This is a genomic window from Hyphomonas sp., assembly GCF_022844445.1.
Lineage (GTDB): Bacteria > Pseudomonadota > Alphaproteobacteria > Caulobacterales > Hyphomonadaceae > Hyphomonas.
This window is the reverse complement of record NZ_JALHLS010000001.1, coordinates 215,153-238,760: the sequence shown is the minus strand read 5'-3', so window position 1 is coordinate 238,760 and position 23,608 is coordinate 215,153. Positions and strand designations below refer to the sequence as shown.

25 protein-coding genes are annotated in these 23,608 nt (G+C 64.1%); 10 read left to right on the top strand and 15 right to left on the bottom strand.

What is annotated here, in order from left to right:
- Positions 1-3 precede the first annotated feature (3 nt).
- The 5 genes from Q0C17_RS01290 to ftsE form a co-directional block, all read right to left on the bottom strand.
- Entirely contained in the window at positions 4-567 is a 564-nt protein-coding gene (locus tag Q0C17_RS01290; RefSeq protein ID WP_291200109.1) for an HNH endonuclease, read from the bottom strand.
- Between the two features lie 151 nt (positions 568-718).
- The gene (locus Q0C17_RS01285; RefSeq protein ID WP_291200106.1) at positions 719-1,357 is read right to left on the bottom strand and encodes a DNA-3-methyladenine glycosylase 2 family protein; all 639 of its coding nucleotides are present in this window, start codon (positions 1,355-1,357) and stop codon (positions 719-721) included.
- Positions 1,354-2,091, bottom strand: a complete 738-nt coding sequence (locus Q0C17_RS01280; RefSeq protein ID WP_291200102.1) for a lysophospholipid acyltransferase family protein — start codon at positions 2,089-2,091, stop codon at positions 1,354-1,356. The genes Q0C17_RS01285 and Q0C17_RS01280 overlap by 4 nt, the downstream gene beginning before the upstream one ends.
- A 41-nt stretch (positions 2,092-2,132) precedes the next feature.
- The gene (locus Q0C17_RS01275) at positions 2,133-3,005 is read right to left on the bottom strand and encodes a cell division protein FtsX (protein ID WP_291200099.1); all 873 of its coding nucleotides are present in this window, start codon (positions 3,003-3,005) and stop codon (positions 2,133-2,135) included.
- Positions 3,002-3,754: a cell division ATP-binding protein FtsE gene (ftsE, locus tag Q0C17_RS01270; protein ID WP_291200095.1), complete on the bottom strand. Its 753-nt coding sequence runs from the start codon at positions 3,752-3,754 to the stop codon at positions 3,002-3,004. Before ftsE ends, Q0C17_RS01275 begins: the two co-directional genes overlap by 4 nt.
- A 62-nt stretch (positions 3,755-3,816) precedes the next feature.
- On the opposite strand from ftsE, the gene Q0C17_RS01265 reads away from it, so the two are divergent.
- Both Q0C17_RS01265 and Q0C17_RS01260 read left to right on the top strand, forming a co-directional pair.
- On the top strand, positions 3,817-4,527 hold the full coding sequence (locus Q0C17_RS01265; RefSeq protein ID WP_291200092.1) for an MJ0042-type zinc finger domain-containing protein: 711 nt from the start codon (positions 3,817-3,819) through the stop codon (positions 4,525-4,527).
- Between the two features lie 2 nt (positions 4,528-4,529).
- Complete coding sequence (locus Q0C17_RS01260) at positions 4,530-5,081, top strand: phosphoribosyltransferase family protein (RefSeq protein WP_291200089.1); 552 nt, start codon at positions 4,530-4,532, stop codon at positions 5,079-5,081.
- A gap of 52 nt (positions 5,082-5,133) precedes the next feature.
- Here Q0C17_RS01260 and Q0C17_RS01255 read toward each other — a convergent pair whose 3' ends face one another.
- The 4 genes from Q0C17_RS01255 to Q0C17_RS01240 form a co-directional block, all read right to left on the bottom strand.
- Positions 5,134-6,234, bottom strand: coding sequence for an SMP-30/gluconolactonase/LRE family protein (locus tag Q0C17_RS01255; protein WP_291200086.1), 1,101 nt, complete (start codon positions 6,232-6,234; stop codon positions 5,134-5,136).
- A gap of 98 nt (positions 6,235-6,332) precedes the next feature.
- Positions 6,333-6,806 carry a VOC family protein gene (locus tag Q0C17_RS01250; protein WP_291200083.1) on the bottom strand — a complete coding sequence of 158 codons (474 nt, stop codon included), beginning with the start codon at positions 6,804-6,806 and terminating at the stop codon, positions 6,333-6,335.
- Positions 6,803-7,261 (bottom strand): hypothetical protein, encoded by a 459-nt coding sequence (locus Q0C17_RS01245; protein ID WP_291200080.1) that lies wholly within the window; start codon positions 7,259-7,261, stop codon positions 6,803-6,805. Before Q0C17_RS01245 ends, Q0C17_RS01250 begins: the two co-directional genes overlap by 4 nt.
- A gap of 48 nt (positions 7,262-7,309) precedes the next feature.
- Positions 7,310-8,194 carry a methylated-DNA--[protein]-cysteine S-methyltransferase gene (locus Q0C17_RS01240; protein ID WP_291200077.1) on the bottom strand — a complete coding sequence of 295 codons (885 nt, stop codon included), beginning with the start codon at positions 8,192-8,194 and terminating at the stop codon, positions 7,310-7,312.
- A gap of 140 nt (positions 8,195-8,334) precedes the next feature.
- Between Q0C17_RS01240 and Q0C17_RS01235 the strand changes: the two genes are divergently transcribed.
- Positions 8,335-9,282, top strand: a complete 948-nt coding sequence (locus tag Q0C17_RS01235; protein ID WP_291200075.1) for a glutathione S-transferase family protein — start codon at positions 8,335-8,337, stop codon at positions 9,280-9,282.
- Positions 9,283-9,344: 62 nt separating this feature from the next.
- The gene (locus Q0C17_RS01230) at positions 9,345-10,313 is read left to right on the top strand and encodes a cyclase family protein (protein ID WP_291200071.1); all 969 of its coding nucleotides are present in this window, start codon (positions 9,345-9,347) and stop codon (positions 10,311-10,313) included.
- A 7-nt stretch (positions 10,314-10,320) separates the two neighbouring features.
- On the opposite strand, the gene Q0C17_RS01225 is transcribed toward Q0C17_RS01230, so the two are convergent.
- The 3 genes from Q0C17_RS01225 to Q0C17_RS01215 all read right to left on the bottom strand — a co-directional run bounded on the left by Q0C17_RS01225 (position 10,321) and on the right by Q0C17_RS01215 (position 15,293).
- On the bottom strand, positions 10,321-11,652 hold the full coding sequence (locus Q0C17_RS01225; RefSeq protein ID WP_291200068.1) for a carotenoid oxygenase family protein: 1,332 nt from the start codon (positions 11,650-11,652) through the stop codon (positions 10,321-10,323).
- A gap of 95 nt (positions 11,653-11,747) precedes the next feature.
- On the bottom strand, positions 11,748-12,638 hold the full coding sequence (locus Q0C17_RS01220) for an alpha/beta hydrolase (protein WP_291200065.1): 891 nt from the start codon (positions 12,636-12,638) through the stop codon (positions 11,748-11,750).
- A gap of 117 nt (positions 12,639-12,755) precedes the next feature.
- Entirely contained in the window at positions 12,756-15,293 is a 2,538-nt protein-coding gene (locus Q0C17_RS01215) for a TonB-dependent receptor (protein ID WP_291200062.1), read from the bottom strand.
- 181 nt (positions 15,294-15,474) lie between these two features.
- Here Q0C17_RS01215 and Q0C17_RS01210 point away from each other — a divergent pair, with 181 nt between their 5' ends.
- Positions 15,475-16,284, top strand: coding sequence for an SDR family oxidoreductase (locus Q0C17_RS01210; RefSeq protein ID WP_291200059.1), 810 nt, complete (start codon positions 15,475-15,477; stop codon positions 16,282-16,284).
- Positions 16,285-16,344: 60 nt separating this feature from the next.
- Here Q0C17_RS01210 and Q0C17_RS01205 read toward each other — a convergent pair whose 3' ends face one another.
- Entirely contained in the window at positions 16,345-17,628 is a 1,284-nt protein-coding gene (locus tag Q0C17_RS01205; RefSeq protein WP_291200056.1) for a hypothetical protein, read from the bottom strand.
- A 251-nt stretch (positions 17,629-17,879) separates the two neighbouring features.
- On the opposite strand from Q0C17_RS01205, the gene Q0C17_RS01200 reads away from it, so the two are divergent.
- On the top strand, positions 17,880-19,580 hold the full coding sequence (locus Q0C17_RS01200) for an acyl-CoA dehydrogenase family protein (RefSeq protein ID WP_291200053.1): 1,701 nt from the start codon (positions 17,880-17,882) through the stop codon (positions 19,578-19,580).
- 113 nt (positions 19,581-19,693) lie between these two features.
- On the opposite strand, the gene Q0C17_RS01195 is transcribed toward Q0C17_RS01200, so the two are convergent.
- Both Q0C17_RS01195 and hisI read right to left on the bottom strand, forming a co-directional pair.
- Positions 19,694-20,581 (bottom strand): N-acyl homoserine lactonase family protein, encoded by an 888-nt coding sequence (locus Q0C17_RS01195; RefSeq protein WP_291200051.1) that lies wholly within the window; start codon positions 20,579-20,581, stop codon positions 19,694-19,696.
- Positions 20,582-20,619: 38 nt separating this feature from the next.
- Positions 20,620-21,021, bottom strand: coding sequence for a phosphoribosyl-AMP cyclohydrolase (gene hisI, locus Q0C17_RS01190; RefSeq protein ID WP_291200048.1), 402 nt, complete (start codon positions 21,019-21,021; stop codon positions 20,620-20,622).
- Between the two features lie 111 nt (positions 21,022-21,132).
- Here hisI and Q0C17_RS01185 point away from each other — a divergent pair, with 111 nt between their 5' ends.
- From Q0C17_RS01185 to Q0C17_RS01170, 4 genes are all read left to right on the top strand, one after another.
- Positions 21,133-21,963, top strand: coding sequence for an enoyl-CoA hydratase (locus Q0C17_RS01185; RefSeq protein ID WP_291200045.1), 831 nt, complete (start codon positions 21,133-21,135; stop codon positions 21,961-21,963).
- A 2-nt stretch (positions 21,964-21,965) separates the two neighbouring features.
- Positions 21,966-22,865 carry a hydroxymethylglutaryl-CoA lyase gene (locus Q0C17_RS01180; RefSeq protein WP_291200042.1) on the top strand — a complete coding sequence of 300 codons (900 nt, stop codon included), beginning with the start codon at positions 21,966-21,968 and terminating at the stop codon, positions 22,863-22,865.
- A gap of 72 nt (positions 22,866-22,937) precedes the next feature.
- Positions 22,938-23,216 (top strand): DUF465 domain-containing protein, encoded by a 279-nt coding sequence (locus tag Q0C17_RS01175; RefSeq protein ID WP_291200040.1) that lies wholly within the window; start codon positions 22,938-22,940, stop codon positions 23,214-23,216.
- A complete protein-coding gene (locus Q0C17_RS01170; protein ID WP_291200037.1) occupies positions 23,197-23,325 on the top strand; it encodes a hypothetical protein in 129 nt (42 codons plus the stop codon). Before Q0C17_RS01175 ends, Q0C17_RS01170 begins: the two co-directional genes overlap by 20 nt.
- Positions 23,326-23,608 lie beyond the last annotated feature (283 nt).

Below are 23,608 nucleotides of genomic sequence, written 5' to 3'. Positions count from 1 at the left end.
GGACTACCCCTCCAGTTCGACATCCCAGTAGAGGTAGTCCATCCAGGTCTCGTGCAGGTGATTCGGCGGGAATTTCCGGCCGATGTCCTGCAGCTGGTAATTGTTCGGTCGGTAAGGTCTGCGTTGCAGATCCAGCTGGCTTTCGCGCAGCAGGCGGCTGCCCTTCGCGAGGTTGCAGGGGCTGCAGGCAGTCACGATGTTTTCCCAGGTGGTCCGACCGCCGCGCGAACGGGGCACCACATGGTCGAAGGTCAGGTGTTCCTGTGCGCCGCAATAGGCGCAGGCAAACCCATCGCGCAAAAACACATTGAAGCGCGTGAAGGCCGGCGGACGGTCTTGGCGCACGAAGTCGCGCAGCGCGATGACTGAAGGCAGCCGCAGCTCGCGGCTGGGACTACGCACCACGCAGTCATATTCGGCGACAATGTCGACACGGTCGAGGAAAACGGCTTTCACCACTTCCTGCCACGGCCAGAGTGACAGCGGATAATAGGAAAGTGGCCTGAAATCCGCATTCAGGACGAGGGCGGGGCGGCCATTCGGCGGCAGGGAAACGACTTCAGTCATGCAAGCCTCCCTGGGCGCAAAATTGCTGGGTATCCGTGCAGATCCTACAGAAGACGCGTTCTCCTTGCGCTGTCAGGACCGGCTTCTAACCGATTCTTCCCATAAGATTATGACAGCCGGACCCGAACGCAAGGGGCGCCGGTCATGCGTTTCAGGGCGCTGCGGCCCGCGCCCGGTCGACATGCAACCAGCCCCAAAGAAGGTGGGCCGCTACCCCGCGATAGGGCCGCCAGATCTCGGCATGGGCGGTGAAGGCCTTCGAGACCATGCGCGGTTCATAGAGGCCAAGCCGCTTGTGCGCCTCGATCAGGGCAACATCCCCGGCCGGGAAGGCATCCATCGCACCGACCGCGTAGAGCAGGAAAAGCTCTGCGGTCCATGGACCGATGCCGCGCACCGCCAGCAGTTCTGCCCGGGCTTCCTCGAGCGGCGCAGCGCAGACGCGGGCGAGGTCGAGCTTTCCGTCCGCCATCGCCTGCGCGATCGAGTAGAGGTGCGCCACTTTCGGGCGGGACATCCCGCAGAGCCGGATCGCCTCGGGATCGGCAGCCAGCATCGCCGGGGCCGTCACTTCGCCGAGATGTGCCTCGACCCGTGACCAAATCGAGGCGGCCGCGTTGAGCGAGATCTGCTGGTGCGAAATCATCCGGCCCAGCATCGCATAGTCCGGCACTTCGGAGCGCCACTTGGGCAGGCCAACGATCTCGTAGGCTTGGGCGAGGGCAGGGTCGGTGCGGGCGAGGTGTTCGCAGGCCGCCTTAAGCGCCCGCCGCGGAGGCGCGGTGCTCACTTGACGCCCTTGGCCACCTGCGCCGTGCGGCCTTCGGCGATCAGGCGGCTGGAGGCGGTTTCGAGGTCATTTTCGAGCCGCGCCATCAAGGCCTTACGGTCGAGGCCAGGCGGGATGGCGGGCAGTACTTCGTAGACGATCTTGCCTGGCTTGCGGCGCGCGCCCTTGGCGGGCCAGCAGAGGCCCGCGTTGGTGGCTACCGGAATGATCGGCACATCCAGCGCCTTGTTTAGGGCAGAAATGCCGGCCGGCTGGTAGAGTGGCGGATCGTCCGGCGCGCGGCGCGTGCCTTCCGGGAAAATCACAATCGTGCGGCCCTCAGCCGCGCGCTTCTTTCCGGCCGAGATCATCGCCTTCAGCGTCTTAGACGTGCCTGCCCGGTCAATCGGGATCATTCCCGTGCTGAACGCATACCAGCCGAGAAAGGGTGTCCACATCAGCTCCTTCTTCAGGATGTGGCAGGAGTCCTGGATGACGATGAAGGGGATGAACACGTCCATCATGCAATGGTGCTTGCCGGCATAGATGGCTGGTCCCGGCACGACATGTTCGCGGCCCCGGATTTCGGTGTCGATGTCGCAAATCAGCTTCAGGCCTGCCCGGATGATCTGCGCATAGAGGGCCAAGGCACGCTGCGTCACAACGCGCGGGAACAGCACGGTCGGGATGTAGAGCACCCCGCAGACCGCCATCCAGCCGTACAGCCAGACCAGGAACAGGTAAGATCGCAGCATCTGCATCTGCTGGGCTCTAGCTTCTTGTCAGCCCCGCGTCACTACATCACCGACCGCAGCGAGCGCATGACTGTGATACCTGCTGCAAGCCGGGCGGCCAGGCCTGCAATCACGGGCGTCACCACCAGAACGGCGAGGTCCGGGAAATCCAGCGACAGCTGCGGCAGGAGGCCCGTCCGGTCGGCGCCGGACCGGCCCATCGCAATGAGCACGGCCACGCTCGCCAGGGCCACCAGGGCGCCCACGGTGCCCGCGCGCAGGCCCAGCAGCCAGAAGCGGCGCTCAAACAGGCCGGCGATAAACCGGTCCTTCGCCCCGGCCACGTGCAGCACGTCCACGATGTCCCGCCGCGCCAGCAAGGCAGCATGGGTGGCAAAGGCGATAACCGCAATCGCTGTCGCAGACAGCAGCGCCACGATGGACAGGGCCGCAATGCGGGAGATCGACAGCATGTGGCGCACATCACCGGCCCATTCGGCGTGCGCATCGACGGCGGCGTCATAACCCGCGCCGTGCAGGGCGGTGCTAATCTTTGCGCCGATATCGCCGGCCTCTGCGGCGCCCGTCACGGCGATCAGCCTCGGCACGGGGAGGTCGGCGGGCAGCCCGCTCTTGCCGAAATTCGGCTCCAGCAGGGCGTTGATCTCCGCGTCGCTGAAAGCGCGTGCAGCTTCGACCCCCTCAAGGCCTGCCAGCAGCCGCGCCGCCGCATCGGCCGCCGAGGCATCGGCGCCGGAGAGGGAGACAGTGTATTCGCCCTCCACTTCGGCGGTCCAGGCGCGCGCGGCGCCATAGGTGGACTTTGCCGACAGGGCCGCAAGCGCGGCGAGGAAGCACAAAGCGCCGACCACGAAGAACAGCGCCGCCTCGCGGGCGTCTTCCAACGGCAGGAGGGAGTTTTCGCGCGGCTTCATGGCATCGCCCTCAAAGGATCGGTCCGGCGCCGGGCGGTCGCGGTCGCCTCACCATTTTCCTGAACCAGCATGCCGTCGGCCAACCGGTAGACCGGCGCATCGATCTGGCGGATCAGGCCAAGATCGTGCGTCGCGATCACCACGGTCGTCCCAAGTCGCTTGTTCAGCTCGTAGAACAATCGCATCAGCCGCGCCGCCATATCGGGGTCCACGTTGCCCGTCGGCTCATCCGCGATTAGCAGGTTCGGCTGGGTCACCACGGCGCGGGCTATGGCCACGCGCTGCTGCTCGCCCCCGGACAGGGTCTCGGGGCGCTCGTGAAGCCGCTCGCCGAGGCCGACCCAGCTAAGCAGTTCTTCCACATCGCGGCGGTACTGGCTTTCCTTGCGTCCCATCACCCGCAGGGGCAGGGCCACATTCTCATAGGCTGTCAGGTGGCTTAGCAGCCGGAATTCCTGGAACACCACGCCGACCCGGCGCCGCATGGCCGAGAGTTCGTCGCGCGATAGCCGGCTGGTGGGCCGTCCGAACAGCGAAACCTCCCCCCGCGACGGCGGCTGTGCCAGGTAAAGTAGCTTGAGAAGGCTCGACTTGCCCGCCCCGGAGGCGCCCGTCAGGAAGCTGAAGCTGCCGGGTTTCAGGACCAGATCAATACCGCTAAGGATTTCCTCGGACGAATCGTAGCGAAGGGACACGCCATCCAGGCGGACGGCAGCCTCTTCGAACATGTCCGGGCGTAGCTGGGTCATAGGGCGAGGTCCGGAGGTCCAGGGTTGGTCGAACGGGGCGGTTAGCGGGAAAGACGCCGGAAATGATCCTTACGTGTCCCTCGTGCAGCACCCATTATTTCGCCGATGACTCAACAATCGGTGAAAGTGGCCGCACTGTGAAATGCGCCGCCTGCGGCCATTCCTGGTTCGTGCAGCCAAAATCCCTCGCCGAAGAGAAGCCGGCTGCCCCTGCGCACGAGGTTTACCGAGAACGCCTCCGCGAGCAGCGGCGCGAGAAAAGCAAGATTTTCGCCGTGGTCTCGTGGCTGTTTACTGGCAGTCTGTTTGTTGCCGCCACAGTCGCCGCCTTCTTCTTCCGCAACGATGTTGTGAAGGTCTGGCCGCAATCGGCCGCCGCCTACCGGCTCGCCGGGCTTGATGTGAACCGTTTCGGACTGGATTTTGCCGACATCGAACGGGCCCGCACCTTCAACGACACCATTCCCATCGTCACCGTAACCGGCCGCGCCGTGAACGTTGCAAACTCGGCGGTCCAGACCCCCGGCGTGCGCGTCGACTTGCGAGACGAGACCGGCAAGGTTGTGGCCACCGAATACAGCTTCGTCACACCGGCAGAGCTTGAGCCGGGCGCCTCCGGCCAGTTCGGCGTCGTCGTCGAGCCTGCACCGGTCGAGAGTTTTGAGATCGTGGTCAGCTTCGTCGAACGCTCGGCCGTACCGAATGAACCGCCTGTGGAGGACGCGCCCGTCCCCGAATCCCAAACTTTTCCTGTTCCCGAGGAACCGATCTGACCATGCGACAGCCTATTCCGCACGCCCCGATGCCGAAGATCGACGTGATCCTCTCTGAAGCGGACCTGATGGCCCGGGTCGATGATCTGGCGGACCGGCTGGCGCCGCGCCTCAAGGACGGGGAGTGGACGGCCGTGTCCATCCTGATCGGCGCCACGCCCTTCACCAGCGACCTGATGAAGGCGCTTGCCCGGCGCGACGTGCACCCGATTCTCGATGTGCTCTGGCTGGAAAGCTACCGCGACGCGCGCGAAAGCTCCGGCCGCGTCGTGGTGCGCGCGGATGTCTCGCGCAAGGTTGAAGGCCGCGGCATGCTGCTGATCGACGACGTGTTCGACACCGGCCGCACGCTCGAGTTTGCCAAGCACCACCTGCTCGCGAAAGGTGCGCGCGAAGTGCTCACCGTGGCCCTGACCCAGAAGCCGTGGGCGCCGCGCGGCGCCGAGGGCGTTGACTACTGTGCCTTCGATGCGCCCGGCCGTTTCCTTGTTGGCTATGGCATGGACGATGCTGGCCTCTATCGCGGCCTGCCGTATATCGGCGCGCTGGACTGATTCCGTATACAGATCACGCTCTCATGCCTTTGCCAGCGGGGAGTTGGCGCGGCTATTCAGCCGCCTCGATCTTCAGCAAAGCATCACCCAGGCCTGAAACATAGACCGGCCCACCGCCCGGTGTGTGGATCACGCCCGTCACGAGGCCTGGCATCGGCGCCCAGACGTCCGGCCCCAGAAGCTCGGACCGCGGCTCGCCCGCTTCGCCGCGCCGCGCATACTCGGCAATGACCGCAGTGCCAGCTTCGGTCTGCGCCGTGAAGGCCACGCGGGTCTCGCCCGTTTCCGGATTGATCGCCAGCACCTGGTTGCTCATCGGTGACGCCACCCACAGCGTGCCGTCCGGGCCTGGCTCCACATTGTCCGGTGACACCATGTTTGCCAGCACCGCGCGATCCGTCAGCGCGCCAGTCGCAAGGTCCACTGAATAGCTGAGGATATGGCCCGCCACCGTCTCCGCGATGAACAGCTTTCCGCGGGTCTCGTCGATGGTGAAGCCATTGGCGAACTGAAGCCCGGTCAGCACTTCCTGCGGCGCGGGCAGGGGCGCGCCATCGGCAGCGGGCGGAATACGGAACAGTTTGCCGTCGGTCAGCGGCTGGTCCAGTGCGGCGAAGAGGCGCGCGTCCGATCCCGGCGGTGCATTCTCCGTGGACTGAGTAAACCAGATCGCGCCGGTCGAATCGCGGTGCGCGTAGTTTATGCCAAACGGATGCTGGTAGATTTTCGAGGTCGTGCCGGTTTCGGTATCGGTGCGCCAGAGGCTGCCGGTGAACACGTCGGCGGTCAGCAGATGGCGCCCGTCAGGTTCGAAGGCGACGCCGTTCGGGCCCGAAGGGTTTTCCGGCGGTGCGTGGGTAAAGCCGGCGGCGGAGAAATTGCCAAACGGGCTGATCGCGCCATCCGGCGCAATCGCGGTGAGGCCGTTCACCTGATCCACCACTACTACCGTTCCGTCCGTCAGCACGACGCCGGATTCCGGCCGGGTCAGCGTGCGCCCTTCCGGGAAGAGGCTGCCGTCGGCAAAGGTCAGCGTGCGCGGCGCGGCGGGCGTTTCAGCTGCGGCGGGTTCGGGCGCCGGGGCCGGCGAGGGCGCGGGCGTGCAGGCGGCAAGGGTCAGCCCCGCCAGAGCGGTCATCAGATAAAGGCGCATGTTTCTGTCTCCCCGCCGGCGCCCCTTCGGGGTCTTGCGACCGGCACCGAGACATTATCACGCGCTCGAATGTCCGGGCAAGGCGCTGCCCGGTGCGGCTACCACGCGCCGATGTTCGGCGCGCTCGCCCAGGGCTCTTTCGGCGGCTGCGGCTTGCCCTTCTGGAGCAGTTCGACCGAGATGCCGTCCGGCGAGCGGATGAAGGTCATGCGGCCGTCGCGCGGCGGGCGCGCGATGGCTACGCCAAGGTCGGCGAACCGCTGCGTGGCGGCGTAGATGTCGTCGACCTGATAGGCGAGGTGGCCGAAATTGCGCCCGCCGGCATAGTCCTTCTCATCCCAGTTCCAGGTCAGCTCGATCATCGGGATGTTCAGCGAGGTCGGCGAGGCGCCCGCCGGCACACCGCCGCCCCGCACAATGTCAGAAGGGGACGCGAGGAAGACCAGCGTGAACCGGCCCGCCTCGTTGTCATACCGTGTCACTTCGGAGAGCCCGAGGCCGTCGCAGTAGAAACGCTTGGCTGCTTCGATATCGCTGACGCGCACCATCGTGTGCAGGAATTCGACGCTCATGAATGTGTCTCCCGGAGGGTGCGCATCACCTGTTTCAGGTTCGGCGGGGTAAGGGTGTGATAACGGTGCATCGCCACCGCCAGCAGGCCGACGGTCAGGCCGAAAAAGGCAAGGAAAAAGCTGAACGTGTGGATCAGGGTGCCGACTTCGAACACCGGCGGCTCCCCGGCAAGGCGCCAGACCGAGATCCACACGCTATTAAATAGCCAGGACAGGGGCGCCAGCGACAGCGTGATGAAGGCGGCGCACGAATAGACATAGGTCCCCCGGCGCGGGCCTTCGGCGCGCAGATAGAGGTCGGTAAACTCGGTTTCATTGATGCCTTCCGGCAGCTCGCCGCTCTTCTGGCGCGCTTTCAGCAGTTCGGGTGCAAACTCCCGGGCCTGCTTCCAGCGCAGCGCGAGGTGAATGCCCCAAGCGGCCACAGCGATGACGAGGGCAAGGTAAGCATACATAGCAGGTCGCTTTGATCCGGGTTCGGCGGCCCAGGCAGCCCGCAAAATTCAGGCCCGGTGCGCGCGTTCGTAGACAAGCATGGCCCGTTTGCGCGCCACGCCCCAGTGATAGTTATGCAGCCGGCCATCGGCTGCAAGGGCCCGGTGGCAGGGGATGAACCAGCTGATGGGGTTGGCGCCCACGGCTGCGCCTACGGCCCGGGCGGCCTTCGGGGCATCTATCCGGCTCGCCAGCGCCCCGTAGGTACAGGTCTTTCCTTCTGGGATCTCCAGAAGCGCGCGCCACACTTGTCGCCGGAACGAGGTGCCATAGAGGCAGACGGGCAGGGGCTCGCCGGCTTCGAAGACGCAAGAGGCAAAGCGTTCCGCCTCGGCGTCATCCCGCCGGAGGTCGGCGCCGGGATAGCGTGCAGCTAGGTCTGCAAAGGCGTCTGCTTCGCTGCGGCCCTGATGCTCAAAGCCGGTGCGAACGGGCGCGCCCTCGTCGATGAAGCCCAACGCCACGAGGCCCCGCGGGCCGATCAGCCAGGCGCCCAAGCCGAACGGTGTCGGCGCGCGGCCGAGCACCAGTTCCGCACCCTTGCCGCCGGCCTTTGCCTCGCCGGGCGTCAGGCCCTCATGGGCGATGAACAGGTCGTGCAGCCGTCCTGGGCCGGACAGGCCCGTCTCCAGCGCGGCATCCAGCACGCTTGCGCCGCCGCGTAGCAGCTCGCCAGCTGCGCCGTGGGCAAGGGCGCCCTGGTATTGTTTCGGGCTAATTCCGGCCCAGCGGGTGAACTCTCGCTGGAAGTGATGCGGCGACAGGCCGACTGCAGCGGCTGCCTGTTCCAGGTCCGGCCATTCCGGCCAGGTCTCGCCGAGCCAGTCCAAGGCTTTCGCCATCCGGTCATAGGCGCGGGCGCGTTCGTCTAGAGGAGCTTGACCAGAAAACATGTCTACAAAATGCGCCCGCCTGCCGCAGCGCGCCACCCGTTTCTTGCGCTGCACCACAACACGTCGTCTTTGCCCCCTTTACGAGATGCTGCGATCACGCAAAGTGCGCGCCTTGCATACGGGGAGGTTTGCGAAAACACATGGCCGACGCACGCAGCATCATCCTGCACGAATACCCTTCGTCCCCGTTTTCAGAGAAGGTGCGCTTGGCACTGAGGCTCAAGAACCTCGCCTATGCGCGCGTCGAGCAGCCGGTGATTATGCCGAAGCCTGATCTCATTCCTTTAACCGGCGGATACCGGCGCATTCCTGTGTTGCAGATCGGCGCCGACGTGTACTGCGATTCCGCCATCATCCTACGCGAGATCGAGGCTCGCTATCCGCTGTATGCGTTGAAGCTGCCCGGCCATGAAGGCCTCGCGCAGATCGTGGCAGGTTGGGCGGACTCGCGGTGGTTCCAGTCCTCGGTCGCCGTCATCTTCGGTCATATGGGCGATAATGTGCCGGAAGCGTTCATTAAGGACCGCGAACAGCTTTCGGGCCGTCCGTTCAATATTCCGGCCATGAAGGCTGTAGCGCCGATGATGCGAGACCAATGGCGCGCGCGCCTGATGCTGATCGAGGAGCGCCTCGCCGGCGGAAAAGGCGCGGGCAGCGGCAATTACCTGATCGGCGCCAAGCCGGGTCTTGTCGATGTTCATGCCTACATGAACGTCTGGTGGATGAAGTCTGCCGTCCCGGAGTTTGCAGATTCATGCCTCGAAAATGCACCGTTGACGGCCGCTTGGTACCGGCGCCTCGCCGAAGTGGAAGGGCAGGAGCCCGAGACGATCACCGCGAAAGAGGCCATTGCGATTGCGAAGGACGCAGCGCCCCGTCTCGTTGCAGCCACCACGCGCAATGAACCGCAGGAGTTCTCGCCGGGCGAACGGGTAGCGGTTGCGCCCGACGATTACGGTCAGGACTGGGTCGAGGGGGAACTGGTGCATGCCGATTCGCAGCGCATCATCCTGCGCCGCTTCACGCCCGAGGCCGAGACGATCCACGTCCACTTCCCGCGCGCCGGGTTTCTGGTGCGCCGCGCCTGACGCCCTTGCCAAGGGCGCCCGCCCGGTTACGGTCGGCCCAAACATAAAGGGAGGAGACCATGATGAAACGCATGTTGATCGCCGGCACGGCGCTGCTCGCCGCGTGCGGCCACATCTCGAGCGCGGAGGCACCTGCCGCCGCCGCAAAGACAGAAGCGAAATCCGAAGGCTGGTATCCCTCCCGCTACGGCGCGGACGACCGGCTCGGGGCGATGAATAATCTGTCCCCGGAGAAAACAGCCGAAGCAGCGAAACTCATCACCACCGGCAAGACCTACGCCCTCGGCCAGATCACAGGCAAGAAGACGCCCGCCTATGGCCCACGCACCTTCAACATGACGGTTCTTCAGTTGTCAGACGGTTCGGGCACTCCGCTCGGCGAGAACAAGGCAGTTGGCAATGACGACCTCGTAAACACCTATGTCGGCATCGGCAGCCAGCTCGACGGCCTCGGCCACATGGGCATCGACCACCGCTACTATAACGGCGTCCCCGTTGCGGATTTCGTCACCACGGGCGGTCTCACTCAGTATGGCACACACACGTTGCCGCCGGTCGCCACGCGCGGCGTGCTGCTCGACATGACGAAAGCTTTCGGCGATCCGGTGCCCGCCGGCACCGCTTTCAACCGCGCCGAAATCGAAGCCGCCGCAAAAGCTGCCGGGATCACCATCGGCAAGGGCGACATCGTCCTCTTCCACACCGGCACAATGAAGGCGACCGAGGGCTCGGCCGAACTCTCGCCTGTCGAGCCCGGCCTGGGCGTTGAAGGCGCGCAATACCTCGCCGATCTCGGCGTCGTCGCCATCGGCGCCGACACGTGGGCCCTGGAAGTCATCCCATTCGAGAAGGAGACACGCCCCTTCGACGTGCACCTCACGCTCCTCGCCAAGAACGGCGTCTACATCCTCGAGAACATGGTAACGACTGAACTCGCCGCGGACGGCGTGACAGAGTTCTTCTTCACGCTCGGCGCGCCGAGACTCGAAGGCGCCGTTCAGGCCATCGTGAACCCGGTGGCGATCCGCTGAGGCGGCTTCAGGCCTGAAGCGGGATCCAGCTGCCATGGGCGCCGTACGGCACGCGCCCCGGCAGCCGGATTGTCGCTACGGGCGGCGCGCTTATGTTTTGCGCGTCGAGAATCACGAATTTTGATTTCCCGCTGCCTGTGTCGTGGCAGATCACCATAAGCCAGCCCTCGTCCTCGCCGGCTCCGCCGGATACGAAGACAGGCTCTCCGCCGCGTACTGTCTCGCCAAGCTCGTGCATCGTCCGTGCACCGCTCTGCAGGTCATACTTCATGATCTGCGAGCCATAGATCGGCTCTTCAGAATTGCCTTCCCCCGCTAGCGACATCAGGTAGCCATAACGCGCCTTCAGCCCGACCCTGGCCTCGTTTACCCGCCCGAAATCGCCGGGCTGGTCGTCCACTTGCTCTTCGGAAACTGTGCCGTTGTCGAGATCGATGGTCCATTTCCACAGCCGCGCGACGTTCGAGTAATCGTTCGAGTTCGCGCCGAAAGCCGAGACCATCTTCGAGACGTGCATGACGACGGATCGTCCGTCCTCATACGAATTGACCGTATGGAACACATAGCAGGGTGGCATGGAAAACCAGCGCACATCGCGCGCCGTTCCGTTGCGCGGCATTACGCCGATGCGAGCGCCCGCCTTTGCGTCAAACTTGAAGGGCATGCCTGTGGCCAGAAGGGCAGGGTTGTACACCAGCGGCAGGTCCAGGAAGATCGCATAGTTCCGGGTGATGCTGAAATCATGCATCATCACCATGTTCGGGATGTCGATCCCCTCGACCTGTTTCAGCTGCCCGTCAGCCCCTACCCGGATGTAATGCAGGTAGGGCGGCCGGAATGAAAAATACGAGAAGGCGAACAGTTCGCCTGTCTCAGGGCAAACTTTCGGATGCGCTGTCATCGAGCAGGGCAGCTTGCCGTCATAGTTTTGGAAGCCAAGCGTGTTCAGGTCCTGATCGATCATCCACGGCCAGGCGCTTTCGTTCAAGCAAAGGATCTGCTTGCCGTGCGCAAGCACATGCGTGTTGCCCTTGCCGCGTCTAAGATCCCCGCGTGCCGCCGGAGCGTCCGACTCCGTAATGTTCGGCGTCTGAACAAAGCGATTGCGATACCATTCGACTTTGCCGCCCTTGAGGCGCACACCGTGCACCATGCCGTCGCCGAGAAACCAGTGTGCGGAGTTTCCCGACTTCGGATTGGGGCCGGTGCGGATGTACGTGCCGTTCAGTTCCGGAGGAATCGTGCCCTCGACCGTCAGCGCGCTGTCCGTCCGCTCTTCCTGAAGAGGTGCCCAGTTGTTCCGCAAATGCCAAGGTAGTGCCAGACTCGTGTCGACCATCGCGTTCTTTGCCTCCCGGTCAGCGGAACCTCTTGCGAGCCCGTCTGCAGGGAGGAAGCTTATCGGCGCCGCCGCACCCTGACAAGGATCAAGGCCTACGCCCGCAAGAACGGCACGATATCCGCCACCAGCGTGTCGCTCATCCGGTCGGCGAGATCATGGCCCCACTTCGGATAGGACTTGAATACCGCGCCTGGGATGCGCCGGGCGATGTCCTGTCCAGCGGCCGGGCGGATCAGAGGGTCATCCGCTCCGTGCAGAACGAGCGTCGGCGCCTTCACGCTCCCCAGGCGTTCGTGCCAGCGCGGCGTGCCGATAATCGCGGTATACTGGCGCGCCATGCCGAAGGGGCGGTCGGAGCGGTGGAAATCATCGATTGCCCGTGAACGGATGAGTTCGGCGCTGTTGCGCAGGTCGGCATGTGAGCCGATGGCATGCTGGGCGTGCACGGCAATGTCGCCGATCGCCTCCGGTGTGCGTGAAGCCGGCACCGCCGTCAGCGCGGCCATCGCTTCCGGTGTCGACGGCGGCAACATCGGATCACCTGACGTCGTCATCACCGGGATCAGCTTCCTCACCTTGTGCGGATGATCCAGCGCCATCAGCTGGCCAATCATCCCCCCCATCGACACGCCGAGGACGTCGGCCTGCTCCACCCCGATGGCGTCTAGGAGGCCCGCCGAATCCGCCGCCATGGCATTGAGCGTGTACGGAACAAGCTTGCTCGCGTCCTGGCCGGTCATCGCGGCGGTCAGCACGTCCATGGGGGAGGGTGGCACATATTGCGTGAACTCGGTCGACAGACCCACATCCCGGTTGTCGAACCAGATCACCCGGAAGCCGGCATCCGCTAGGCCCCGCTTGAGACCCTCCGGCCAGCGTGTCATCTGAAGGGCAAAGCCCATCACCAGAAGGACCGCCGGGTCGTTCGCGTTGCCCAGCGTGTCATACTCAATCTCGATCCCATTCGCTTTTGCGCGCGCCATGTGTGTCCTCCCGGAGTGTTGGTGCACCAACACTAATGCGGAAGCGCGCCTGTGGGAAAACGAAAAACGCCGCCCCCTTTCGGAGGCGGCGCCAGTTTCAGGTCCGGAGTTGCCGGATCAGAAGTTGAGGGTCGCTTTTGTGTAGATGAAGCGGCCCGAATAGCCGAACGGCGAGTAGGTGGAGAACGGCGTGTTGCCGGTCGAGTTGAGACCCAGCGGGGCCGCATCCGGATACTCGTCGAGGATGTTGTCCGCGCCGACCGCGAGGGTGACGAGGTCGTTCCAGGTATAGCGCGCCTCAAGATCGATCAGCGTCTTGGGGTCGAGCGTATAGTCCAGTGCCGGGTTGTTCGACGGCACCAGCACTTCGCCGTAACGTACGGCGCGGAGGGTGCCCGCGAACGGACCATGTTCCCAGTTCAGCTGACCGGTGAACTTGTCCTTCGGTGTGCCGTCCTCGAGCGTGAGCACGTTGGTGCGGGCGAACAGAACCGGCGGCGGGGTGAGCGCCGTCAGCACCGGGATTGCCGGAACGGCGGTCACTTCAGTTTTGTTGAAGTTGGCACCGGCAGTCGCGCTGAACGAGCCGAACGCGGTTTCCGGGAAGGCATAGTTGGCGATGATATCCACGCCGGTCGTCTCGGTGTCGACCCCGTTGATGAAGAAGCGCCCGCCGCCGGAGCCGATGAAGCCCTGGGAGACGAGGTAGTTCTGCACGTTGGTGGCCGTCAGGTTCTCCGACAGCACGATGCGGTCTTCCACATCGATGCGGTAGGCGTCGACCGTCAGGTTGAAGGCGCCCAACTGAAGCACGCCGCCGAGGGCGTAGTTGATCGACTTCTCGGCATCGAGGTCTTCTGCACCAAGAGCGCGGGCGATCGGATCATCGACGCGGAAGGTCGTGATGTCGAACGGCACACCGTTGATGAAGTTGGTTGACGTTGTGGTGAAGAATTGCTGCTGCAGCGACGGCGCACGGAAGCCGTTCTGGACTGAGCCGCGAAGCGCGAAGGCATCGTTGAAGTCATAACGGGCGGCCAGCTTGCCGGTCAGCGTTTCGCCGAAGTCCGAGTAGGATTCGCCGCGCACCGCGCCGGACACGAGGAGTGCTTCGGTCACGTTGGCTTCAAGGTCAAGATAGACGCCGATAGCGGTGCGGTCTTCTTCCAGCTCGTTCGCCGGACGGAAGCCCGGGAACACCTGAGAGCCTGACGCCGTGGCACAGCCGCCGGCCAGAGTTTGCGCCGCGGTCGGTGCTGTGCAGCCCGGGCCAAGCAGCGGCAGGAGAACGCCGCCGTTGCGGTAGGAATCCGGTTCGCCCGCGAAGATCTCGTAAGTTTCCTGACGGGCTTCCGCGCCCCAGGCTACGTTCAGTTCCGACGCGAGTCCGTCAACGGCAAAGCCCTTCACGAAGGCGAGGTTGGCGACGAGCTGCGAATGCTCGAAGCCGCCGGCATCGAATTCCGTGCCCGACGCGGTGCCGAGCGAACGGTTCAGCGTGTCGATGATCTGGAATTCCATCTTGTTGGAGCCGTACCCGATCGACGCGTCGGCATCCCAGCCTGCAAAGTCGAAGCGCACGCCGCCAAGGGTCGAATAGTCCGTCGTCGTCGGATTGATCTTCGGCAGGAAACCGTTCGGGTAGATCTGGATCACGTTGCGCGTGTCGCTGGGCAGGCGGAAGAAGCCGGCCGAGATCGTCTCGCGGTCCTGGAAGCTGGCCCAGCCATAGAGTTCCGCGCCGTTGGCGAGGTCATAGCCGGCATTGGCAAACAGGCTTAGCTGTTCAAGCTCCGGTTCGCCGGTCCAGGCGTTGAAGCGGTTGATGATCGCTTCGGAAGCGGCATTACCGGCCGGGTATTGCTGGCGGTGGTCATAGCCCGAACGCTCGGTGTGGCGCTGGTCCTTGTACTCGCCGGTGACGGTAAGGAAGCCGTCGTCGCCCAGTGACAAGCCCTTCCATCCGCCGATGGTCCAGATGTTGCCGTCGGAACGCTCGCGGGTGAATTCTGGGCCGGGGTTCGGCACGCCAGGCGCGGTGGGGGTGATGACCGGGGCCGAGTATTCCGTCTCGCGCCAGCCATAGGTGGCCGAGACGGCGCCGCCTTCAGAGGCTTCGCGCAGGCGCACGTTGACCACGCCGGCAATCGCGTCCGAGCCGTAAAGGGCCGAGGCGCCGTCACGAAGCACTTCGACGCCGCCGACAGCGAGGTTCGGGATGGTATTCAAGTCTACTGCCGACGAGCCGCGGCCGACCGTGCCGTTAACGTTGACAAGCGATGCCTGGTGGCGGCGCTTGCCGTTGACCAGCACAAGGGTCTGGTCTGGCGCCAGGCCGCGCAGTGCCGCCGGGCGAACCGAGTCGGTTCCGTCTGCAAGGGCAGGGCGGGGGAAGTTCAGAGCGGGCAGGTTGACCGACAGCGACTGGTTCAATTCGCCGACGCCAATATTCTGAATCGCTTCGGCCGAGACGACGTCGACCGGCGCGGCCGTATCGAGCGCTGACCGGTTGGCCACGCGCGTGCCGAGTGTGACCACGGTCTCCAGCGTGCGGGCTTCTTCAGCCGCCGCATCTTCCTGCGCCCAGGCCACCTGGGCTCCAGACGAGACGGCAAAGGTCGCTGCCGCTGCGAGAAGGAAGTTCTTGTACGTCATGATGTCCGCTCCGTGAAAATGGGAATAAAGGGCTGGGCCCGCCGATTGTTGTGTTTCCCCTCTAGAACCGTAAGATGCGGATTGTCCGCCCGGCAACAACAGACCGGAGCTGACGGCACACTTAAGTTCTGCCTTTGTTGTATTTCAGCCACAATTTCGTATCCGAGGCGAGTTTTTGAGCATGAATCGTCGATTGTGTCTGATCACAGGGGCGTCTGCGGGCATCGGGGCGGAGTTCGCTCGCCAGTATGCTGCGCTCGGATGGAACCTCGTTTTGACCGCCCGCCGTGAGAACCGTTTGCAGGAACTTGCGCAGGAAATCCGTACCAAGAACAGTGTCGAAGTAACTGTCATCGCCGAGGATCTTGCCGACCCCGCTGCGCCGGCGCGCCTGGTTGCCGAGCTGGAGAACAGGAGCCTCGCCGTCGATGCACTTGTCAACAATGCCGGATACGGCTTGCCGGGAACTTTCTTCTCCACCACTTGGTCGGACCAGGCCGCCTTTCTGCAGGTGCTCTACACGGCGCCGGTTGAACTCGCCCACCGCCTGCTGCCCGGCATGGCCGCCCGCAAATATGGTCGCATCATCAACGTCGCCTCGCTCGCTGGTTACGCTGCTGGCAGCGCCGGCCACACACTCTATGCGAGTGTGAAAGCGGGCCTCATCAAATTCTCCGAAAGCCTCAACGCGGAATGCGAGGCCCTCGGCCACGCGGATATCCACTGCACGGCGCTCTGCCCCGGCTTTACCTGGAGCGAGTTCCACGACGTGAACGGCACACGCGAAACCACCAACCAGATGCCGAAATGGATGTGGATGGAAGCGGCGCCGGTCGTTGCGGCAGGCATTGAGGCGGTCAACCGTGGCCAGCCGGTCGTCGTCCCCGGCCTGGCCAACAAGGCGCTCGCCACGCTCACCCGTATTCTCCCCGAACCCCTCGGCCGCGCCATGGTCCGGGCCCAATCCTCCCGCTACCGCCGGATGGAGTAGGCCGCCCAAAGCGAAGCGGCCCCTCGTGGAGAAGGGCCGCCAGCCGGGTCTGCGTACGGATCAACGGCGACGGGCGTAACGCTGCCGGATTCGGACCGGTTCTTCTTCGGTCAAAGGCACTTCCGAGCCTTCTTCCTCGGCAGCCTCTTCGTCTTCGGCGTCAGCCTCGTACTCATCCTCTTCGGCTTCAAACACCTCCTCTTCCTCAAGGTCTGCTTCGTCCTCGAGGTCCAGTTCCTCATCTTCTTCGTCGATGTCCTCGCCGTCGTCGGCGTCGGCCTCGTATTCGTCCTCGTCGCCAATTTCTTCGGCGTCCTCGTCGAGCACCATGTCTTCGTCAGCGTCGAAGTCCGCGACGTCTTCATCCAGTTCCGCTTCAAGCGGGAGGTCTTCGTCTTCCAGACCTTCTGCAGCGGCCGGTTCTGAGCCGAGCATCATCCGTGCGCGGATTCGGTCGGCGGTAGGGGTGGCATCCTCGTTGCGCCAATCACTGGCGCGGCGTCGGGTAATCACGGGGCCGTCGTCTGCAGGCACGCTGTCCTGGCTGCGGCGGTCGATGAATGGCGCAGCAGCAGGCTCGCTGCGGGTCGCGGTGACGATCACTGGGCGGCGCACATCCTGCCGGGGCAAGGCTGGGGCAGCATCTTTCGCCGCGTCTGCTGAGGCGCCGAAAAACAGGCCCCAGTATTTTTCCGTCACCTCGGCGCGCTGCTCTAGTTTGCGCAGGCGGCGGCGTTCGGACCCCTTCGTAAGTTTCACACCTTCCACCGGGAAGCGGCGCCCGCCAACCGGCTCGCCATGTCCCGAGAAGGCCTTTGGTATGCCGCGGCGCATCTCGAACATCACTTCACTAAGACCGCGCGCCTGGTTGCCGGCTCCATCCGGCATCAGGCTGCGGTAAGCGTAGGTCAGCACCGGTCCGTCGAGTTTCGAATACTCGACCATTCGGTTGCTTTCGATCTCGCTCTCCTGGTTGAGGCAATAACCCGAAAGGCCGAAGCTTTCGCCCGCGGGGCATATGTGCAGCACGGTCAGCCGCTCGCTACCGGAAGGCCCGCGCTCGGCCATCAGCCAGGTGCCTTCCACATAGTGCTTGCCCAGCACCATCTTGCGCACCGTGCCCAACCTGAACAGGACAGGGAACGCCCATCCGGAAACCATCAGCGACACCAGCACCAGTGCGGCGGCGATGCCAGCCACGCTAGCTTGGTAGACCGGACCTGCGCTGCCGAGCGCGGCCACCAGCAGAGCCGAACCGACCGGCCAGGCGGCGCAAAGTGTGCCTGCAAGCAAGGCGGCGGTGGCGGTATTCGAGATAAGCCTGAATCGGGAATAGGGGTTCATCCGGCGCGCGGCTCCTCAAAGACTTACTGCGATGTTCGGGGAATAAGCGCTTCTCGCACCAACATTCTGTTAATAATCTGAAGGTTAACGAAACCTTGTTCAACCGGCGGCTGGTTAACGCGCCTTAGCGTTCCGTTAATCGCCCTGTCGGCCGTCCCAGCGTTGTTGCGCCGCACAAAAGCGGACTCGCCAGTTGCAATCCGCCGCCTATAATCAGGTGACACGAGACAACAAATCGCAGGGAGCGGGGCATGGACGGCATGAACGGAGTTGAGGATGTGGCGGCTGCCCGCATGACGGGCCTGACCGGCGCCATGGCCGAGGCGGTCGTGGCCGTTGAGGCATATGTCGCCGCTGCCACGCTGGCCGCTCGCACAAGTCTTTCCCTGCCGGATGGCAAACCCGACCGCGCCGCTTTCGAGCGCCACCAGCACCGCGCCCATGGCCTCTCCTGGGTCGCCACCTATCTCGAAACGCTCCGCCAGACTGCCGGCTGGGCCACGCGCCTTGAAGCGGATGGTGAGTTCGGCGATGTCGAAGCGCTGCTTTCGCAGATACTGTTCAGCGACTATCTCGCCCAGCTCGTCGGGGGTATTCCGATGAACCAGGGGGAGATGATCCGCCCGCACGAACTGGACTGCCTGACGGCATCGGACGCCTTGTTCGCGGCCCCGGCCGTTCGCCGCCTGATCCTTGAGGGCAAGACGCCGGCGTCTCTGGACGCTGCCGCCCGCCTTTTGCCAGACGCCCTCGCGCGCAACACGGTGGAACACACCGGTCTCGACGAGACCATGGACATGGTACGCGACCAGTTCGCCAAGTTCGCGTCCACCCGCATCAAGCCGGTCGCGCACGGCTGGCACCTGCGCAATGAATACATACCCATGGACGTCGTCAACGAGATGGCCGAGCTCGGCGTCTTCGGTCTGACGATCCCGGAAGAATATGGCGGCCTCGGGATGGGCAAGACCGCGATGTGCGTGGTCTCGGAGGAGCTCTCGCGCGGCTATATCGGCACCGGATCGCTCGGCACGCGCTCCGAAATCGCGGCCGAACTAATCCTAATTGGCGGCACGGATGAGCAGAAACAGAAATGGCTGCCCGCCATCGCCTCTGGCGAAATTTTGCCCACCGCTGTCTTCACCGAACCGAACACGGGCTCCGACCTCGGAAGCCTGCGCACCCGTGCCATTAAGTCCGCAGACGGACAATACTACGAGGTGACCGGCAACAAGACCTGGATAACACATCCCGTGCGCGCCGACCTGATGACGCTGCTCGCCCGCACGGATCCGACCACCAACAATTTCTCCGGCCTTTCGATGCTGCTCGCCGAGAAGCCGCGCGGCACCGATGCCGAGCCTTTCCCTGCTGAAGGCATGACCGGCGGCGAGATCGAAGTGCTTGGCTACCGCGGCATGAAGGAATACGAGATCGGCTTTGATGCCTTCAAAGTGAAGACGGAGAATCTGCTCGGCGGCAAGGAAGGCCAGGGTTTCAAACACCTGATGGCTACGTTCGAAAGCGCACGCATACAGACCGCCGCCCGCGCCGTGGGCGTGGCTCAGAACGCATTCGAGATCGGTCTGCGCTATGCGCTCGATCGCAGCCAGTTCGGACAACCCATCTTCAACTTCCCGCGCGTCTCTAACAAGCTTGTGATGATGGCCGCCGAACTCGTCGGCGTGCGCCAACTCACCTACTTCTCGGCGCGTCAGAAGGATGATGGCAAGCGCTGCGACCTCGAGGCCGGTATGGCGAAACTGCTCGCTGCGCGCGTCGCTTGGGCGGCGGCCGACAATGCGTTGCAAATCCACGGCGGCAACGGCTTTGCGCTGGAATATCCGATCAGCCGCATATTGCAGGATGCCCGCATCCTCAACATCTTCGAAGGCGCCGGCGAAGTTCAGGCCATGGTCATCGCCCGCCGCCTCATCGAAGGCGGCAACTGACAGACGTCTGAGGGCGTTTCTTCCCGATCGTAAACTGCGTTAGAAGACGCCGGATGAGCCCGCCCGCGTGCTGATCAGGTTGCGCTCCGCCCCGCTGCCGGGCCGGAGACGCCCTATCGGATGATGCCGCCCAGCGGTGCGATGTCGGCTGGCTCATGCTGGATGATCACCTTCGCGCCAAGGGCCGCCGCCCGGGCCTCGAACGCGGCCATCGAAGCCATCGTCTGCTCTTCATTGAAATTGAAACGCGGCACGCGGTTGAGCGCGCGGCTTTCGCTGCGGTGATAGAGGTCCCCGGTCAACAGGATGGGGCCGGACTCCGGCATCTTCAGCTGCAACGAGGTATGGCCCGGCGTGTGACCCGGCGTCTCAAAGATCACGACTGAGCCATCTCCGAAAACGTCTTTCTCGCCGGTAAAGGCTTCGCGCTTAAGGTTCTTGAACGCATTGAATTGCGCGATCTGGTCCGCCGACGTGTTCGGCACCGATCCGTCGGGCGGTATCATCGCGTCGAGTTCCGCCTGATGGACCAGCCAGGTCGCGCCCTGTACCTGGTCGATCTGCCCGATATGGTCGAAGTGGCTGTGCGAGATGGCGACATAGTCGACATCTGTCGGCGTCAGGTCACGCTCAGCCAACTGGTCGGTGATGGTCGCGTTGAGCGAGACGGTGAAAATGTCCTGCACCACAGGGCCCGCTTCCTTCAGGATACCCGGGACACCTAGATCCCAGAGCAGGATGCCTTTGGGGTGGTGAACGAGATAGCAGGTGTCGGTGAATTCGTCGGACTGACCGGCATAGTCACCGGCGGAGGAGAATGCGTCCAGGTTCGATATCGCGATCGTGCCGCAATCGAGCACGGCGACATGCAGCGGCTTTTCTTCGGTCGCTTCGGCGACCGGCTCGGTGGCAGCAGGCTCTGAGGGAGCAGGGGCATCTGGGGCGCAGGCGGTGAGGACGAGCACGCTGGCAGCGGCGGTTAGCAGGCGGGTGAGGCGCATGGACAGTTTCCTTCCGGTTTCTCAGATTGGCCGGGAGGCTAGCCTGCTTCGCCTCCGTCTGCCAACGAGAGACCGCCCGCTTGGGCGATTCGGTAGAAACAGCTCTCGCGCCCGGTATGGCAGGCGCCGCCTGTCTGGCGTACCTTCAGAAGCACGGCGTCCTGGTCGCAATCGACGCGCACCTCGATCACTTCCTGCGTGTTGCCGGACGTGTCGCCTTTTACCCAGATCTCGCCGCGCGAGCGCGACCAGTAGGTCGCCCGGCCGCTCTCCAGCGTGCGGGCGAGCGCCTCGGCATTCATCCAGGCGAGCATCAGCACTTCGCCCGTTTCGGCATCCTGCGCGATGGCGGCGATTAGGCCGCTGGCATCGAACTTCGGGCGCAGCTCGCGCGTTTCGTCCTGCGCGCTGCCGGGGAGAGGAGGAAGGTAGTCGGTCATGTCGTTTGGGTGGCGCCCGGCCGGGGCGAAGTCAAGCGTACGCTGAGGCAGGCTGACATCCGCCGCCAATCGTGGCTACACTCCGGCGATAGATAATGAGGGAGCATCCGCATGGCCGCCTACACGGAAATTCTTGCCGGTATCGAGGGGGGCGTGCTGACAATCACGCTGAACCGGCCGGACCGACTGAATGCCTGGACGGGCATCATGCAGACCGAAGTGGAGGCGGCGATCCGCGCCGGCGGGGCGGACGAGGCGGTGCGCTGCATCGTGATCACGGGTGCAGGGCGTGGCTTCTGCGCGGGCGCTGACATGAACGGCCTTCAGTCGATCCAGGCGAGCGGCGTGGAGCAGTATCGGGCCAAGATTCCGGATCTGCAGCCCAAGGCCGTCTCGCCGCTGGAGCAAACCTTTCCGGGCCGGTTCGGCCATATGTTCGCCTGCCCGAAGCCGATCATTGCGGCGATCAATGGTCCGTGTGCGGGCATTGGACTGATCCTGACGTTGTTCGCGGACCTGCGCTATGCGGCCGCCGAGGCGAAATTCACGACTGCCTTCTCCCAGCGCGGCCTGATCGCCGAGCATGGTATCGCCTGGCAGCTGCCGCGCCTCGTCGGCGAGGCGAACGCGCTGGACCTCCTCTTCACCGCCCGCAAGTTTGACGGCACAGAAGCCGAGCGTCTTGGCCTCGTGAACAGGGCGCTGCCGCACGATGCGCTGATGACGCACGTGAACGAAGTGGCGCAGCATCTCGCGACGCAGGTTTCGCCCCGGTCGGTGGCGATCATGAAGCGGCAGATTCGCGAGAGCTATTTCCAGTCCTATGCCGATTCCCTTGCTGTTGCGGATGGGGAGATGAAGGCGAGCTTTGCGACGCATGATTTCAAGGAAGGCGTGGCGAGCTTCGTCGAGCGGCGCCTGCCCGCATTCACGGGTAAATGATCATGGGGCGGAGGATCCATATCGTCGAGGTTGGCCCTAGGGACGGGCTGCAGAATGATCCGGCCAATCTGAGTGTTGCGCAGAAGCTCGAGTTCATCGCGCGGCTGGAGGCGGCGGGTGTGACTCGGATGGAGTCTGGAAGCTTTGTCTCTCCCAAGGCCGTGCCGAAAATGGCGGACTCGCCGGCGGTGTTTGCGGGACTGGTGCGCAATGCGCGCACCAAGCATATCGCGCTGGCGCTGAACGAAACCGGTGTGCGCCGGGCGATCGAGGCAAAAGCGGATGAGATCAATTTCGTGCTTGTGGCGGGCGAGACGTTCGGCCGGAAGAACCAGGGCATGAGCCCGCAGGAAAGCGCCGACATGCTGGCGAAGTGCGCGCCCCTGGTGCACGAGGCGGGCCTGCCGCTGTCGGCAACGATCTCGGTGGCGTTCGGCGACCCTTATGATGGCGACGTGGATATCGGCGTGGTGGGCAATCTCGCCGCGCAGGCGCAGCGGGCTGGCATCGCCGAGTTGGCCCTGGGCGACACGATTGGCGCGGCGACGCCCTGGGACGTGCGCCAGCGCATCGAGCGTGTACGGATGGAGGCGCCGGACGTGCCACTCCGGATGCACTTTCACGACACGCGGGGCGCGGGCCTCGCGAATGTTTTTGCAGCGGTGCAGGCTGGAGTCGATGTGATCGATTCCAGCTGCGGCGGCATCGGCGGTTGCCCCTTTGCGCCTGGCGCGACCGGGAATGTGGCCACCGAGGACGTCGTCTGGATGCTGCACCGGGCGGGCTTCGACACCGGCATCGACCTGGAGCGGATGATCGAGACGGCGCGCTGGCTGGAGCGCGCGCTGGACCACCGCGTCTCCTCCGCGCTCAGCCGGGCGGGGACTTTTCCCCGCGTCTAGGTGGTTTTGCGTATGCCGCGCGCGGCGGCGCTGGCGCAAATCTCGGCTCAGCCTGAAGGTGGAGACCGATCTATGACGCACAAGCCTCACGACCTAGTTGAAGAGTTTCCGGAGTCGGCAGAGCAACTGCATGCGCTGAAGATGTCGAGCCCGCATTTCTCGAAACTCTTCGAGGAATACCATGAAGTGAACCGGCAGATAAACCGTATGGAGACACGCGTGGAGCCGGCGAGCGAGGAGCTGGAGATGGCGTTGCGGCGCAAGCGGATGGTGCTGAAGGATGAGATCTATGCGGGGCTGAAGGCCGCCTCTGCGGCGAAGGGTGGAGCAGATGGGAAGTCTGACGATTGATCCGCTGGCGATTGCCGCGCTGGTAGGGTTTGGCACGTTGCTGGTGGTGGTGTCGGGCATCACGATCTGGCTGGTGGTGCAGGCAACTAAATCCGCCGGAGAGAAGTAGCGTACAGCACCGCAGACCGGGCGGATAAGCGGTCCGGATACGGAGAATATGAAGCCGCGCACAGAACGCGCCGGGTGTCCGTGGAAGAAAGTGATGTGGCGTGGACGCCTTTCCTGAAAACCGAACGAAACCCGGTCCGGCTGTTCCGGTAGGGATGAGAGTAGATTTTGTCCGCACGAGACCCTGGCGGATTGGCGCGGGCCAACTGTTCTGCATGACTCGTAAATCGCGCGGTATCTTCGGTCGCGCACGGCGACAGAGTGCTGCGCAGTAGGCATGATGT

Bases quoted from the DNA above. Each gene is read 5' to 3' on its own strand.
- Q0C17_RS01290 (WP_291200109.1), bottom strand. From the start codon at position 567: ATGACTGAAGTCGTTTCCCTGCCGCCGAATGGCCGCCCCGCCCTCGTC.
- Q0C17_RS01280 (WP_291200102.1), bottom strand. From the start codon at position 2,091: ATGCTGCGATCTTACCTGTTCCTGGTCTGGCTGTACGGCTGGATGGCG.
- Q0C17_RS01275 (WP_291200099.1), bottom strand. From the start codon at position 3,005: ATGAAGCCGCGCGAAAACTCCCTCCTGCCGTTGGAAGACGCCCGCGAG.
- ftsE (WP_291200095.1), bottom strand. From the start codon at position 3,754: ATGACCCAGCTACGCCCGGACATGTTCGAAGAGGCTGCCGTCCGCCTG.
- Q0C17_RS01265 (WP_291200092.1), top strand. From the start codon at position 3,817: ATGATCCTTACGTGTCCCTCGTGCAGCACCCATTATTTCGCCGATGAC.
- Q0C17_RS01260 (WP_291200089.1), top strand. From the start codon at position 4,530: ATGCGACAGCCTATTCCGCACGCCCCGATGCCGAAGATCGACGTGATC.
- Q0C17_RS01255 (WP_291200086.1), bottom strand. From the start codon at position 6,234: ATGCGCCTTTATCTGATGACCGCTCTGGCGGGGCTGACCCTTGCCGCC.
- Q0C17_RS01250 (WP_291200083.1), bottom strand. From the start codon at position 6,806: ATGAGCGTCGAATTCCTGCACACGATGGTGCGCGTCAGCGATATCGAA.
- Q0C17_RS01245 (WP_291200080.1), bottom strand. From the start codon at position 7,261: ATGTATGCTTACCTTGCCCTCGTCATCGCTGTGGCCGCTTGGGGCATT.
- Q0C17_RS01240 (WP_291200077.1), bottom strand. From the start codon at position 8,194: ATGTTTTCTGGTCAAGCTCCTCTAGACGAACGCGCCCGCGCCTATGAC.
- Q0C17_RS01235 (WP_291200075.1), top strand. From the start codon at position 8,335: ATGGCCGACGCACGCAGCATCATCCTGCACGAATACCCTTCGTCCCCG.
- Q0C17_RS01230 (WP_291200071.1), top strand. From the start codon at position 9,345: ATGAAACGCATGTTGATCGCCGGCACGGCGCTGCTCGCCGCGTGCGGC.
- Q0C17_RS01225 (WP_291200068.1), bottom strand. From the start codon at position 11,652: ATGGTCGACACGAGTCTGGCACTACCTTGGCATTTGCGGAACAACTGG.
- Q0C17_RS01220 (WP_291200065.1), bottom strand. From the start codon at position 12,638: ATGGCGCGCGCAAAAGCGAATGGGATCGAGATTGAGTATGACACGCTG.
- Q0C17_RS01215 (WP_291200062.1), bottom strand. From the start codon at position 15,293: ATGACGTACAAGAACTTCCTTCTCGCAGCGGCAGCGACCTTTGCCGTC.
- Q0C17_RS01210 (WP_291200059.1), top strand. From the start codon at position 15,475: ATGAATCGTCGATTGTGTCTGATCACAGGGGCGTCTGCGGGCATCGGG.
- Q0C17_RS01205 (WP_291200056.1), bottom strand. From the start codon at position 17,628: ATGAACCCCTATTCCCGATTCAGGCTTATCTCGAATACCGCCACCGCC.
- Q0C17_RS01200 (WP_291200053.1), top strand. From the start codon at position 17,880: ATGGACGGCATGAACGGAGTTGAGGATGTGGCGGCTGCCCGCATGACG.
- Q0C17_RS01195 (WP_291200051.1), bottom strand. From the start codon at position 20,581: ATGCGCCTCACCCGCCTGCTAACCGCCGCTGCCAGCGTGCTCGTCCTC.
- hisI (WP_291200048.1), bottom strand. From the start codon at position 21,021: ATGACCGACTACCTTCCTCCTCTCCCCGGCAGCGCGCAGGACGAAACG.
- Q0C17_RS01185 (WP_291200045.1), top strand. From the start codon at position 21,133: ATGGCCGCCTACACGGAAATTCTTGCCGGTATCGAGGGGGGCGTGCTG.
- Q0C17_RS01180 (WP_291200042.1), top strand. From the start codon at position 21,966: ATGGGGCGGAGGATCCATATCGTCGAGGTTGGCCCTAGGGACGGGCTG.
- Q0C17_RS01175 (WP_291200040.1), top strand. From the start codon at position 22,938: ATGACGCACAAGCCTCACGACCTAGTTGAAGAGTTTCCGGAGTCGGCA.
- Q0C17_RS01170 (WP_291200037.1), top strand. From the start codon at position 23,197: ATGGGAAGTCTGACGATTGATCCGCTGGCGATTGCCGCGCTGGTAGGG.